7 protein-coding genes and 6 pseudogenes are annotated in these 13,334 nt (G+C 63.8%); 9 read left to right on the top strand and 4 right to left on the bottom strand.

What is annotated here, in order from left to right; genetic code table 11:
- Positions 1-91 precede the first annotated feature (91 nt).
- From lpdA to H9L15_RS02675, 4 genes and pseudogenes are all read left to right on the top strand, one after another.
- Positions 92-1,485, top strand: a pseudogene (gene lpdA / locus H9L15_RS02690) (dihydrolipoyl dehydrogenase).
- Between the two features lie 181 nt (positions 1,486-1,666).
- Positions 1,667-2,200: an acyltransferase family protein gene (locus tag H9L15_RS02685; protein WP_187715062.1), complete on the top strand. Its 534-nt coding sequence runs from the start codon at positions 1,667-1,669 to the stop codon at positions 2,198-2,200.
- A complete protein-coding gene (locus H9L15_RS02680) occupies positions 2,143-2,682 on the top strand; it encodes an acyltransferase family protein (protein WP_187715061.1) in 540 nt (179 codons plus the stop codon). The genes H9L15_RS02685 and H9L15_RS02680 overlap by 58 nt, the downstream gene beginning before the upstream one ends.
- A 25-nt stretch (positions 2,683-2,707) precedes the next feature.
- On the top strand, positions 2,708-3,388 hold the full coding sequence (locus H9L15_RS02675; protein ID WP_187715060.1) for a hypothetical protein: 681 nt from the start codon (positions 2,708-2,710) through the stop codon (positions 3,386-3,388).
- Here the strand turns inward: H9L15_RS02675 and sppA are convergent.
- A pseudogene (gene sppA, locus H9L15_RS20720) lies at positions 3,385-5,246 on the bottom strand (signal peptide peptidase SppA). The gene H9L15_RS02675 and the pseudogene sppA overlap by 4 nt on opposite strands.
- 107 nt (positions 5,247-5,353) lie before the next feature.
- Here sppA and H9L15_RS16820 point away from each other — a divergent pair.
- Genes H9L15_RS16820 through H9L15_RS16810 form a run of 3 tightly spaced genes read left to right on the top strand, consistent with a single transcriptional unit; the run spans position 5,354 to position 7,328 of the window.
- Complete coding sequence (locus H9L15_RS16820) at positions 5,354-5,554, top strand: protein-disulfide reductase DsbD family protein (protein WP_223276453.1); 201 nt, start codon at positions 5,354-5,356, stop codon at positions 5,552-5,554.
- On the top strand, positions 5,551-6,144 hold the full coding sequence (locus H9L15_RS16815) for a protein-disulfide reductase DsbD domain-containing protein (protein WP_262984895.1): 594 nt from the start codon (positions 5,551-5,553) through the stop codon (positions 6,142-6,144). The genes H9L15_RS16820 and H9L15_RS16815 overlap by 4 nt, the downstream gene beginning before the upstream one ends.
- Positions 6,111-7,328 (top strand): protein-disulfide reductase DsbD family protein, encoded by a 1,218-nt coding sequence (locus H9L15_RS16810; RefSeq protein ID WP_223276452.1) that lies wholly within the window; start codon positions 6,111-6,113, stop codon positions 7,326-7,328. Before H9L15_RS16815 ends, H9L15_RS16810 begins: the two co-directional genes overlap by 34 nt.
- On the opposite strand, the pseudogene H9L15_RS02660 reads toward H9L15_RS16810, so the two are convergent.
- Positions 7,300-8,972: pseudogene (locus H9L15_RS02660) on the bottom strand (amidohydrolase). The gene H9L15_RS16810 and the pseudogene H9L15_RS02660 overlap by 29 nt on opposite strands.
- Before the next feature lie 50 nt (positions 8,973-9,022).
- Between H9L15_RS02660 and H9L15_RS02655 the strand changes: the two are divergent.
- Positions 9,023-10,253: pseudogene (locus H9L15_RS02655) on the top strand (threonine ammonia-lyase).
- A 135-nt stretch (positions 10,254-10,388) separates the two neighbouring features.
- On the top strand, positions 10,389-11,210 hold the full coding sequence (locus tag H9L15_RS02650; RefSeq protein ID WP_187715059.1) for an arginyltransferase: 822 nt from the start codon (positions 10,389-10,391) through the stop codon (positions 11,208-11,210).
- 38 nt (positions 11,211-11,248) lie between these two features.
- Here H9L15_RS02650 and H9L15_RS02645 read toward each other — a convergent pair.
- Both H9L15_RS02645 and ctrA read right to left on the bottom strand, forming a co-directional pair.
- Positions 11,249-12,143, bottom strand: a pseudogene (locus tag H9L15_RS02645) (formylglycine-generating enzyme family protein).
- A gap of 209 nt (positions 12,144-12,352) precedes the next feature.
- A pseudogene (gene ctrA / locus H9L15_RS02640) lies at positions 12,353-13,065 on the bottom strand (response regulator transcription factor CtrA).
- Positions 13,066-13,334 lie beyond the last annotated feature (269 nt).

Here is a 13,334-nt window from a genome sequence, read left to right as displayed (position 1 = left end):
ACGGTTAAATGCGCGTTACCAACGGCGACGCGCTTGCGGCTGGCGGGTCTCGCCCTTAAGTCGCCCGCGAACCCCAAGATCGGAGCGATTGATGGCCGAGGCCTACGACTTTGACGTTCTCGTGATCGGCTCCGGCCCGGCGGCTACGTCGCGGCGATCCGTGCCGCGCAGCTTGGCCTGAAGACCGCTTGCGCCGAAAGCCGCGACACGCTCGGCGGCACCTGCCTCAACGTCGGTTGCATTCCGTCGAAGGCTCTCCTGCACGCGTCGGAGTATTTCGACGCGGCGGCGAATGGCGCGATGGCCAAGATGGGCATCAAGGTCACGCCCGAGCTCGACCTGCCGGCGATGCATGCGCAGCGCCTCGACGCGGTGAAGGGCCTGACGGGCGGCATCGAATTCCTGTTCAAGAAGAACAAGGTCGAATGGCTGAAGGGCCGCGCCAGCTTCGAGAACGCGGACACGGTCAAGGTCGGCGACCGCACCGTCCGCGCGAAGAATATCGTCGTAGCCACCGGCTCGTCGGTGACGCCGCTCCCGGGCGTCGAGATCGACGAGAAGACCGTCGTCTCCTCGACCGGCGCGCTCGAGCTTGAGAAGGTCCCGGGCCATCTGGTTGTCATCGGCGGCGGCGTGATCGGGCTTGAGCTGGGCAGCGTATGGCGCCGGCTCGGGGCGAAGGTGACCTGCGTCGAGTTCCTCGACCAGATCCTCCCTGGCTTCGATGACGACATCCGCAAGGAAGCGAACAAGATCTTCAAGAAGCAAGGGATCGAGTTCCGGCTCGGCACCAAGGTGACCGGCGTGACGGTCAACGGCAGCAAGGCGACGCTCACCGTCGAGCCAGCCAAGGGCGGCGCAGCCCAGACGATCGAGGCCGACGCTGTGCTGGTGTCGATCGGCCGCCGGCCTAATACGGAAGGCCTCGCGCTCGACAAGGCGGGTCTGCAGGTCAACCAGCGCGGTCAGATCGAGACCGACCACGAGTTCCGCACGTCGGTCCCGGGCGTCTGGGCGATCGGCGACGTCATCCCGGGCCCGATGCTCGCCCACAAGGCCGAGGATGAGGGCATTGCGGTCGCGGAAAACATCGCAGGCCTGACCGGCATCGTGAACCACGATGTGATCCCGAGCGTCGTCTACACCATGCCGGAGATCGCCGGCGTCGGCCTCACCGAAGCGCAGGCGCGCGAGCATGGCGAGGTGAAGGTCGGCAAATTCCCGATGCTCGCCAACAGCCGCGCCAAGACCAACCACGAGCCCGACGGCTTCGTGAAGGTCATCGCCGATGCGAAGACCGACCGCGTGCTCGGCGTGTGGATGATCGCGTCGGTTGCGGGGACGATGGTCGCGCAGGCCGCTCAGGCGATGGAATTCGGCGCGACATCGGAGGACATCGCATACACCTGCCATGCCCATCCGACGCACAGCGAAGCGCTGAAGGAAGCGGCGATGGCGGTGACCGGCAAGCCGATCCACATCTAGGACGCTGATTTACCGGGCAAATCCCGAATCCACGCCGGAGCCCGCTTCATCCCCTTTTGAGACAGGGGCTTAAGTCTCGATTGCCGGTGCTTGCAATTCGTCCTGTCCTACGGCCTCATGAGAGGCGGAGGATGGGCATCTGACGATTGAATCCACGCGCCAGGACATTGTCCCGATTCAGATGCTGCGCGGTGTTGCGGCGACGATGGTGGTCTTTGTCCACATCGGCTTGCAGCTGGAGCGGCTGGGGTACGGGACCCTGGACGTGAACTGGCTGTCGTCGGGCGTCGACATCTTCTTTGTCATCAGTGGCTTCATCATGTGGGTGTCGGTCGAGCGGCGGCAGGGAATGTCCGCGGGCGATTTTATGCGCAACCGGATCATTCGCATCGTCCCGCTTTACTGGCTCGTCACTGCCGGAGTCCTGGCGATTGCGCTGACCGCACCGCAATTGCTCAAGACCACCGTTTTCAGCGCGCCGCATGCAATTGCATCCTTCCTGTTCTTGCCGGCGCGACATCCGGTGGTCACCGATCAGTTCTGGCCGTTGCTGGTGCCCGGTTGGACGCTGAATTACGAAATGCTGTTCTACGTCCTGTTCGCCATTGCGATTGCCGCCAGCCGGGGTCGTGGCGAAAACGCTTCGCACTCATCGCCGTGTTTCTCACCGCAGTGGTCCTTGCCGGCTCCGCGCTTCGCGGCCGGATCGACGTGATGAATTTCTACGCCAACCCGATCATCTTCGAATTCCTGTCGGGCGTCGTGCTCGGCATCATCTACATGCGGCATCAGTTTGCGCGGTCGTGGACTTGGCTGCTGGCCGTGGCGGCAGGCTTTATCATCCTGCGGGACGGCTCCATCCTTCCGTTTCTCGGCCATGCTTCGAACCTGGTTGGAGCGACATTGGTCGTCGGCGGCGCGCTATATTCGCGGACCTTGCCGATCCCTGGCCTGAAGGCCGTTGGTGACGCGTCCTATTCGCTCTACCTCACGCACGTGATCACGCTTGCAGCCTTGGCGCATTTCTGGAGATCCGGCGGCCTGGAGAGCCTGGGGCCGACTGCGTTCACCGCCGTTGGGGTAACGGTTTCGATCCTTGGGGCCATGCTCTGCTATCGGCTTCTGGAGCGTCCGATGACGCAGGGATTGCGGCGCTTCTGGCGGACGTCGCCAAGGAAGCATTTGCCAGCGGCATGACCACGGCGGCGAGGGGATGGCGATAATGGAACGGGCCGGCCTCAGGCGCTGGCACATCCGCCTCGGCTGGCTGGCCGCGATCCCGGTGCTCCTGTGGATCATCTCCGGCCTGGTCATGGTCGCGCGGCCCATCGAGACAGTGCGTGGTGAGGGCCTGCTTCGTGATGCGGCACCCGTTCGGCTTGCGGGTCCGCCGATCCCGCCGTCACTGACAGGCGTGAATCTGACGTCCCTCTCTCTGGAGCAGCGCGCGGTCGGTCCGCGATGGGTGGTCAAGCTGCCCGATGGCAAGGTTCGGCTCGCCGATCCATTGACCGGGCTTTATCTCCCGGCCCTGTCCGCTGCCGATGCCCGGCAAGAAGTCCAGGCGCGCTATGCCGGTACGGGCCGGGTTGCATCCGTAACACGAACCAGGCCGGAAGACCCGCCGCTCGACCTTCGTCGTCCACTCGCGACATGGCAGGTGACGATGGACGACGGAACGCACTTCTTTGTCGATGCCGTATCGGGCCAGATCGTCGCCACGCGCACGCGCTGGTGGCGCTTCTACGATTTCATGTGGGGCCTGCACATCTTGGACCCCGGCGGCCGCGAGGACGCACACAATCCGTTTATCATCGTCCTCGCGATCGGAGCGCTGGCAATGGCCGTCCTGGGCGCCATGACTTTGCCGATGACGCTACGTCGGAAGCGGAAGGGGCTCTAGAACAGCCAGTCGCTGATTGCGGCCAGGAAGCCGGCGTCCTTCCGATCGACCTTGGCCGGAGCGGGGGACGGGCACTCGAGGCAGCGGACCTGGATGCTTGGTCCGCCGAGAACCGAGCGCAGGTCGGCAACCGCCTGGGCCAATTCGACCTGGCCATTCCCGATGAAGGCGAAGCCATCGGTTGGGCTCGACCCTTCGTCGCGCTCTTCCGAGGCGAGCATTTCGATCAGCTGCTCCTTGAAGCTGGTCGGCCGCTCCAGATAGGTGATGCCGCGGTCGTCCTTGTCCAGCTTCGCGAGCTCGCCGGCCTTCTGGACCGCGTCGTTCAAGCTGCCGAATCCGTCGACGAGGCCGATCTGGTGGGCGGTTCCGCCATCCCACACGCGGCCTTGCGCGATCTTGTCGATCTCCTGCGGAGTCTTGTGCCGCGACTGGGCGACGAGGCCGAGGAAACGCCCGTAGATGGAGTTCACGCCGGTCTGCAGAAGTTGCTCGGATTCCGGTGACGGCCCGCGCAGGACATCGGGCTCTCCGGACAACGGCGTCGTCTTGATGCCATCAGCGCCAAGCCCGAGCTTGGCGAGCGTGCCTTCGAAGCTGGGCAGGATCCCGAACACGCCGATCGATCCGGTGATCGTCGACGGTTCGGCGTAGATGTAGTCGGCGGGGGTGGACACCCAGTAGCCACCCGAGGCTGCAACGCTGCCCATCGAGACGACGACCGGGAGCTTGCGGCGCTTGGCTTCGAGGATCGCCTGGCGAATACGCTCAGACGCAAGCACCGAACCGCCGGGCTGTCGACGCGAACGACCAGGGCCTTGAGGTTTTTCCGGGCGAGACCCTTTTCGATCAGCTGGGCGATGCTGTCGCCGCCCGCTGTTCCGGCCGAGGCCTTGCCGTCGACGATCATGCCGGCAACGGTGACGACGCCAATCGGACCTTCCGGCTGCGCGTCGACTGCGTCCTTGATGTAGGCGCCAAGTCGAATGCGCTTGTAGCCGCCGACGGCGCTGTCATCTTCGCCACCCAGCTCCGCCAGACGCTTCTCGAAGTCGTGGCGATCCGCGACCTTGTCGACCAGCCCGGCGTTAAGCGCCGCCTTGGCCATGTCGCCACCGGCAGCCTGAACCGCGGCATTGGTATCGCGCATATAGGCGTCGAGCTGCGCCTTCGGACGGCCCTTGACCACGCTTTCGCGCCAGCTTTCGAGCAGGGCATTGCCGAGCGCCTGGGCGTTCTCCTTCGCCTCCGGCGACATGTCGGTTCGGGTGTAGGGCTCGACGGCGGCCTTGTAGGTGCCGACGCGATAGACGTGGGCAGTGACGCCGAGCTTGTCGAGCAGGCCCTTGTAATAGAGCCGCTGACCGCCGGGTCCGGCCACTGCGACCAGTCCCAGCGGGTTCAGCCAGATTTCGGATGCCGCGGAGGCGAGCTGATAGCCGTCGTCGGTGTAGCCGGTCGCATAGGCGATCACCGGCTTGCCCGACGCTCGCACGGAGCGAATCTCGTCGGCGAGATCGGTAAGCGTCGTCTGACCGCCGCCAGTGAAGCCATCCAGATCAAGCGCCACCGCTTTGACGCGATCGTCGGTTTTCGCCGCCTCCAAGGCCGCCAGCAACTCGCGCAGGCTGTATTGACGGATGCGGTTGCCGCCCGAGAGGACTTCGGAAACGTCCGCCTTCGAGGGCTGTTCGACGACCGACCCGTTGAGGTCGAGAGCGAGAATGCCGTCGCCGACCGGCGTCGGCTTCGCGGACAGCGCCGCGTAGAGGAACCCGAAGAACAGAAGCATGAAGATGAGGACGAGGGCGTCCTTAACTCCGACAAGCAGTTTCCAGATTGCACGAACGAAGCGCATTCCATGACTCTCCGACTTGGGTCCGCGGCAAGAGCTAGCCGAGATGTGAAGCCATTGCGACTCCGACTCTCTTGCCTTCGGGCCGTACGGCTGTACCCGTTAACGCAATGCTTCGGCGCCTGCTGATCCTGCTCGCCATCTTGCTTGCGCCGGCCCTCGCCAACGCGCGCGGAATCGAGCCGCAACTGATCGCCGAAAATTCCGCGCAGCCGGGCGGTGAAGTCGAGCTTGCCATCCGCATGAATACGCAACCTGGCTGGCACGGCTATTGGCTCAATCCCGGGACGCCGGGCTGCCGATGGAGGTGAAGTGGGAGCTGCCGCCGGGCTATGCGGTCGGCGCGCTTCGCTACCCGGTTCCCACGCGGCTGACCGTCGCCGGGATCATGAATTACGTCTACGAGAACGACTATTCGGTACTCGCAAGGCTGAAGGTTCCGGCGGACGCAAAGCCCGGAACGGTTCCGATCCGTGCCAGCGCCCGCTGGCTCGCCTGCACTGACAAGATCTGCGTTCCCGAACAGGGCGAATTCTCGACAGACCTTGCAATCGGGAAGGTGCAACCGGACTTCCAGGAGCAGTTCGATGCATGGCGAAAGCTGTTGCCGCGTCCGCTTGCGACGCCGGCGAATTTCGAGGTGTCAGGCCAGAAGCTCCGGATCGCAATCCCGCTTCCGCGAAACGTGGAGGTCAAGGAGCCGTACGTCTTCGCGGCGGTGGACGGGCCCGTCGATTATGCTGCCGAGCAGCAGTTCCGTCGGAAGGGCGACAGGCTGATCGCGGGGCTGCCGCGGCGAACGGGCGAACCGGCGCAGTTTGCCGGCGTGCTTTCGCTGGGGACGGCACCGGGCTCGAGTTCACGGCGGTGCGCGGAACGGTGCCAAAGGGCGGTAGCCTGATCGGCGATACGGGGCCCCAGGCGATCTTGTGGGCCGTTGTCGGGGCGATCCTAGGCGGTCTTCTACTCAACCTGATGCCGTGCGTGTTCCCGATCCTGGCGATCAAGGCCCTTCACCTGGCGAAGAGCGGCGGTGACGAGCGAGCGGCGCGGAGGGATGCGCTTGGCTATGCGGCCGGCGCAATCGTCGGCACGGGCGCGCTCGGTGTCGTCCTGCTTGCGATCCGATCGGCCGGGACCGAGATCGGTTGGGCCTTCCAGCTTCAGGACCCGAGGACGATCCTCATTCTCCTGCTGCTGACGACGGCGATCACGCTGAACCTCCTGCGTGTGTTCGAAGTGCCGAGCGTGATGACGGAGAGCATGCCGTCTGGAAGCTTCGGCGCCGGGGCGCTGGCGGCCTTCGTGGCCACGCCGTGTGCCGGGCCGTTCCTCGGAGTAGCGCTCGGTGCTGCGCTGCTGCTTCCGCCTGCTGGGTCGATCGCCGTGTTCGCGGCGCTCGGTCTTGGCCTTGCGCTGCCGTTCGTCCTGGTTGCCTTCATTCCGGCGCTTCGGAAGCTGCTTCCGAAGCCGGGTGCGTGGATGGCTACGCTCCAGCGCATCCTGGCCATCCCGATGGGGCTGACTGCGCTTGCCTGCCTTTGGCTCTTGTGGCGGCTGGCGGGGGACCGCGCTGCAGATCGGATCGCTGCAGCTGTGCTGGTGTCCGTGATGCTGTTCGGGGCAGGCCTGCTCCAGCGGCAAGGCAAGCAGTCCGGCTATTTGGCGACGCTCGCCGCAATCGCGGTCGCCGTGGTCGCGATCGCGTTCATCCCCATCGCGCCGCCTACGGCTTCAACCGCGGCTTCGGATGCGAGTGCATGGAGCGAAGCCCGTGTCGAGGAGCAGCTGGCGGCAGGCCACCCCGTGTTCGTCTATTTCACCGCCGACTGGTGCTTGACCTGCAAGGCGAACGAAACCGCCGCGATCAATCGCGACGAGGTGCAGAAGGCGTTCGAAAAGGCGGGTGTGACGGTGCTCGTGGGGACTGGACCAAGGGCGATCCGGAAATCACGCGCTTCCTCGAAAGCCGGGACGGGCGGGGTGCCACTCTACCTTTGGTATGTGCCGGGCAAGGATCCCGAGGAATTGCCGCAGATCCTGACGCCGTCGATGCTTATCTCCCGCGCTCGGCAGTCCCGCTAGCCGGACGCTGCCAGACCTTTTTGCCGGCGACCCAGGTCTGCAGCACCTGCGTCTTGCCGATCTCCTGCGGATCGGCAGCCGCGACATCCGTATCGACAATGATGAAGTCGGCCCACTTGCCCGGTTCGAGCGCGCCGAACTTTTGCTCGGCAAAGCCCGCGTAGGCGGCGTCTCGGGTGAATCCGGCGAGTGCCTGCTCGAAGCTCACCCTTTCTTCCGGATCCACCCGCCCAAAGGCTGTCCGTTCGCATCCTGGCGACTGACTGCCGCGGACAGGCCCGGGAAGGGGTTGGGCGATTCGACCGGGAAGTCTGAGCCGAAGGCCAACCGCGCACCCGATTTCAGCACCGATTGCCAGGCGTAGGCCCCCGCCAGCCGGTCCGGCCCGAGCCGCTTTTCCGCCATCAGACGATCGCTGGTCTGATGAGTCGGCTGCATCGAGGCGATGATACCGGCGGGCGCGAGGCGTGGGATGTCGGCCGGGTCGGCGATCTGGAAATGCTCGATCCGCCAGCGGCGCTGGTTGCCGTAGCGCTTTGTGAGTTGTTCGTAGGCTGAGATGGCCTGCGCATTCGCGGCATCGCCGATCGCGTGCACCGCGACCTGCAGCCCCTTGCCTGCTGCTTCCTCCGCCTTGGCGAGAAGCTCTTCGTCCTTGAGGAACTGCAAGCCCCGCGTGTCGGGCTTGTCGGCGTAAGGCTTCTTGAGCCATGCGCCTCGAGAGCCCAAAGCCCCATCGGCGTAGAGCTTGATCCCACCCATTCGAAGACGGTCGTCGAACAGCCACGGCGTCGGACCATTCGGGACCACTGCCCGCATGTTCTGGACGTCGAACGCATAACTCATGATGCGGACGTTGAGCTTTCCGCTCTGCCCGGCCGCCTGCATCGCCGCCCAGTCCGCTGCGGAAGTGCCCATGTCGGCCGCAGCCGTGACTCCGACGGAAAGCAGTTGCTCCTGCGCCTTGGCCAGCGCCTGCGCGAGCTGTTCCGGCGTCGACGGCGGAACCTTCGACGCAACGAGGTCCATCGCAGCGTCGACGAGCAAGCCGGTGGGATTCCCGCTCGCGTCGCGCTCGATCTTGCCGCCGACGGGATCCTTCGTCGCCGCAGTGATGCCCGCTGCCTTCAGCGCAGCGCTGTTGACCACCAGCGCGTGGCCATCCACCCGCTCCAGAACCACCGGCCTGTCGGAAACCGCTGCATCCAGATCAGCCGCGGTCGGAAAGCGTGAATCCGTCCACAATTCCTGGTTCCAGCCCCGGCCGGAAAGCCACGGATCGCTGGTCCGGGCCGAAGCATAGGCACGCAGCCGTTGCTGCAGGTTGGCGACCGAGCTCGTGCCGACGAGGTCGAGCTGAAGCGCGGCAATGCCGAGGCCCATTACGTGTCCGTGCGCGTCGATCAGTCCGGGAAGCAAAGTTCGCCCGCCGACATCGACCGTACGCTCGATCGGCATGACGGCAGTTTGTCCGTCGCGAAGGACCTGGACGACCTTGCCCTTGTCATTGACGACGAGTGCGCGAAACCGCTGCAGCTTGCCGTCGGCGCCAATTTGGATGCCGCGAGCATTGTCGATGAGGGTATCGGCGAACGCCGGTGTGGCGAGGAGAACCGCAACCGCGGCGAGAAATGCCTTTCGCATCCTTGCGGCATAGCATTGTTCCGACGGCGCGGAAGGTCTAGCTCCGCGGCATGCTTCAGCCCGCGTCCATGCAAGCCCCGACGATCAACGACATCCGCGCCGCCGCCGAGCGTATCGAAGGCGCCGTCGTGCGAACGCCAATGCTCAAGAGCCAGACGCTGAGCGAGATCATCGGAGCGGAAGTCTGGCTGAAGTTCGAGAACCTGCAGTTCACTGCCGCCTACAAGGAGCGCGGCGCCCTCAACAAGCTACTGCAGCTTTCGCCCGAAGAACGCGCCCGCGGCGTGATCGCGGCGTCGGCCGGCAATCACGCACAGGCGGTCGCCTATCACGGACACCGGCTCGGCATTCCGGTGACGATCGTCATGCCGGAGCCGACCCCAACAATCAAAGTCACCCAGACCGAGGGCCACGGCGCCCGGGTCGTGCTGTTTGGCAAGATGTTCGACGATGCCTTTGCCAAGGCGCGCGAGTTGGAACGCGAGGAAGGACTCGTCTTCGTTCATCCGTTCGACGACCCTCAGATCATTGCCGGCGCGGGAACGCTCGGTATCGAGATGCTGGAGGAAGCGCCGGATCTCGACATGCTGGTCGTTCCGATCGGTGGCGGTGGCCTGCTTTCGGGTATCGCAACTGCAGCACGCGCGCTGAAGCCGGAGATCGAGCTGATCGGCGTCGAGGCCGAGCTCTATCCGTCGATGAAATGCGCTCACGACGGATCGAACCTTCCTTTGGGCGGAGACACCCTCGCAGAGGGCATCGCAGTCAAGGAACCCGGCGAACTCACCTCGCGCATTCTGAAGGCGCTGATCGACGACATCGTTCTGGTCCCGAGCGCGACATCGAGCGCGCGGTCGCGATGCTCGTCGGGATCGAAAAGACCGTCGCAGAAGGGGCCGGCGCGGCGGGCTGGCGGCACTGCTTTCGGATCCCAAGCGCTATGCCGGGAAGAAGGTCGGCACCGTATTATGCGGCGGCAATATCGACACGCACTTGCTTGCAACCGTGCTGGTGCGCGACCTTGCCCGCCAGGGGCGAATGGCGCGTCTTCGAATTGCCGCACAGGACCGGCCGGGCGCGCTCGCCGCGATCGCGGGCTGCTGTCAGGACGCGGGCGTCAACATCATCGAAATCTATCACAGCCGGATCTTCAACCGCCTTCCGGCCAAGGACACGATCATCGAAGTCGAGTGCGAGGCACGCGATGCAGAGTCGATCGACGACGTGATCAAGCGATTGGAATCGGCAGGATTCCGCGTCGAACGGGCTTCGCTCGACTAGGTCCGGACAAGTCCGGATTTTCCCATCTCGGGACAGCGGCGACAATTAACCCTCTTTCCAAGGGCGCAAACCCTTTCAATCGGCGTTTACCAGTCGCATAAATGAGTTCGTAACTTTCTCAGGAGGCGAGTCCGCTTGAGCGCACCGTTCCGCTTTCCGAAGTTCTTCGTGACGAATCCGTCGCCGTGCCCGTATCTCCCGGGCAAGGTTGAGCGGAAGGTTTTCACGGAGCTTTCGGGTCGCCACGCCGGCGAGCTCAACGAAGCGCTCGGCCGGATCGGATTTCGGCGCAGTCAGTCGGTCGCCTACCGTCCAAGCTGCATCGAATGCTCGGCCTGCGTTTCCGTGCGCGTCCTGGCGGCGGAGTTCACGCCCAACGCAACGCAACGCAAGATGATGCGCAAGCATGCGGACCTCGAAGTGACAGCGTGCAAGCCCTGGACGACGCAGGAGCAATACGAGCTGCTGCAGCGCTATCTCGAAATTCGTCATCCGGGCGGCGGCATGGCCGAGATGGACGAGAGCGATTTCGCCGACATGGTCGAGCAGACGCCGGTTCGCACCTACCTCGTCGAATATCGGGAGCCGTCGAAGAACGGGAAGCCGGGCAAGCTGGTCGGCGCCTGCCTGTCGGACCAGCAGGGCGACGGTCTGTCGATGATCTACAGCTTCTTCGACGTCGGCCCCGGATCGCGCAAAGGCCTTGGCACCTACATCATCCTCGATCACATCATCCGGGCATCAAGGGCGGGGCTGCCATACGTCTACCTCGGCTATTGGGTCGAGGGCTCTCCGCGAATGGCCTACAAGACCCGTTTCCGCCCGCTCGAGCGGCTTGGCCGCGACGGCTGGCGGCGAATGGACGAGGCGGAGCACGAAGCGGCCGCCAATGCGCTGCCGGAGCAGCTCAGTCTGCCCATTCGCGGTGAACGGAAGCGCCTGCTGATCAACGCCTGAGATTCGGTATCGCCGAAGACTCTCGACGCCAAATCGACCTAACCTTGGCTAGATGACGGCTTTCTGACTACGCACCTGAACCCGAGGTGGCTCATCGAGCTGTCGATCGCTTGTGCGTGCCGAGCTGCAGCACGGTAGCGTCGGCAATAGGAGGGCGCACAAAGGTGTGACCCGCCCTTGACCACTTTCCGGGGAATTCGAATGTCGGGAAGATTGGGATCGTAGCTACCTTCGATGGATGCGCCTCGGGGACTCGCGGGCGAGCAACATGGCTTGACGGCCTCAACCGAATGGCCATTCGAATACCAGTTGGAGGTCCATTCCCAGACGTTTCCGATCATGTCGACCAGCCCGAACCCGTTCGCTGGAAAGCTGCCCACGGAGATGTCCTCAAGAACCCGTCTTCCAAGCTGTTGCGGTAGGGAATTCGCCCTGCCACGTATTGGCCATGTGCTTCCCGTTGGGCACGAGTTCATCGCCCCAGACGAATTCGCCGGTCGATCCGCCCTTCGCTGCATACTCCCACTCGGCCTCGGTAGGCAGGTCCTTGCCCACCCAGTCGGCATATGCGTTTACGTCGGCCCAGGCGACATGGACGACCGGATGATCTTCCAATCCGTCCAAACCGCTTTCCGGTCCCGTCGGGTGCCGCCAGTCCGCGCCGAACTCATAGCACCACCATTGGCTCCAGTCGTCGAGCTGGACAGGCCGATCGGTCGGTGTGAACACCAATGACGCGGGTCGGAGCATTTCCGGCTTGGCGCCCGGATAATCATCGGCCAACGGCGCGATTTCGGCTATGGTGACGTAGCCAGTCGCCTTCACAAATTCCGCAAATTGCCGGTTCGTGACGGGATGCTCGTCCATCCAGAAGCCGGCCACCGAAACATCATGTGCAGGTGACTCTTCCCGGTAATGATGGTCCGATCCCATTCTGAACTCGCCGCCGGCCAGCCAGACCATTCCGTCGTGATTGCCTGTGTCGGCCAAGTTCACGCCCCCGATTTTCAACTTCCAAGAAGTGATGCGTGCCGTCGCCAAAAAGCAAGCGTTTCAGTCTGCCATGGACGCTTTGGCGCAAAGAAAAAGGCGGGCGCCGATCAGGCACCCCGCCAATTCACCCTCCCCGGGATTTTGTTGGGTTACGCTACTGCCGCCGCAGGCGGGTCTACCTCTTCTGAATCGGGATCGCGAAGCACGTAGCCGCGGCCCCAGACCGTTTCGATGTAGTTCGCACCGCCACAAGCCAGCGAAAGTTTCTTGCGCAGCTTGCAGATGAACACGTCGATGATCTTGAGCTCGGGCTCGTCCATGCCGCCGTAGAGGTGGTTCAGGAACATTTCCTTGGTCAGCGTCGTGCCCTTGCGGAGCGAAAGCAGCTCCAGCATCGCATATTCCTTGCCGGTCAGGTGCACCCGGGCGCTGTCGACTTCGACCGTCTTGGCGTCGAGGTTCACAGCGAGCTTGCCGGTGCGGATGACCGATTGCGAATGGCCCTTCGAGCGGCGCACGATCGCATGGATGCGGGCGACCAATTCATCGCGGTGGAACGGCTTGGTGACGTAGTCGTCAGCGCCGAAACCAAGCGCACGGACCTTGCTGTCCATTTCGCCGATGCCCGAGAGGATCAGGACCGGAGTGCCGACCTTCGCGGTGCGAAGCTTCTTCAGCACGTCATAGCCGTGCATGTCCGGCAGGTTCAGGTCGAGAAGGATGATATCGTAGTCGTAGAGCTTGCCGAGATCGAGGCCTTCTTCCCGAGATCGGTGGTATAAACATTGAAGCCTTCCGTACCCAGCATGAGCTCAATGCTCTTTGCGGTCGTCGGCTCGTCCTCGATCAGCAGCACACGCATCTTGAAATCCCCCACCCGACAGGCCCCTAAAGCGTAGCTAGCGTTACGCTCTCTTAACGGCCTTGAAGCGGTCATTAACCATTCGATGTCTGAAGGCAAAAGGTTAATAATGTGTAACGCGCTGGATTCCCTCGGAATCGTTGCGCAGGAGTCACAGACCCGATTTCCCTTTGTTCGCAGGCGCGACGCCGCAATTGAGCCGATGGATTGCTTCGCCACGGCGTTCCTCGCAATGACGGCAAGTGCTTAACGAACGCATCCTCTTCATC

It is taken from the genome of Sphingomonas daechungensis (assembly GCF_014489495.1).
Classification (GTDB): domain Bacteria; phylum Pseudomonadota; class Alphaproteobacteria; order Sphingomonadales; family Sphingomonadaceae; genus Sphingomicrobium; species Sphingomicrobium daechungense.
Note: the sequence above shows the minus strand (reverse complement) of the source record. Positions and strands in the feature narration are given on the sequence as shown.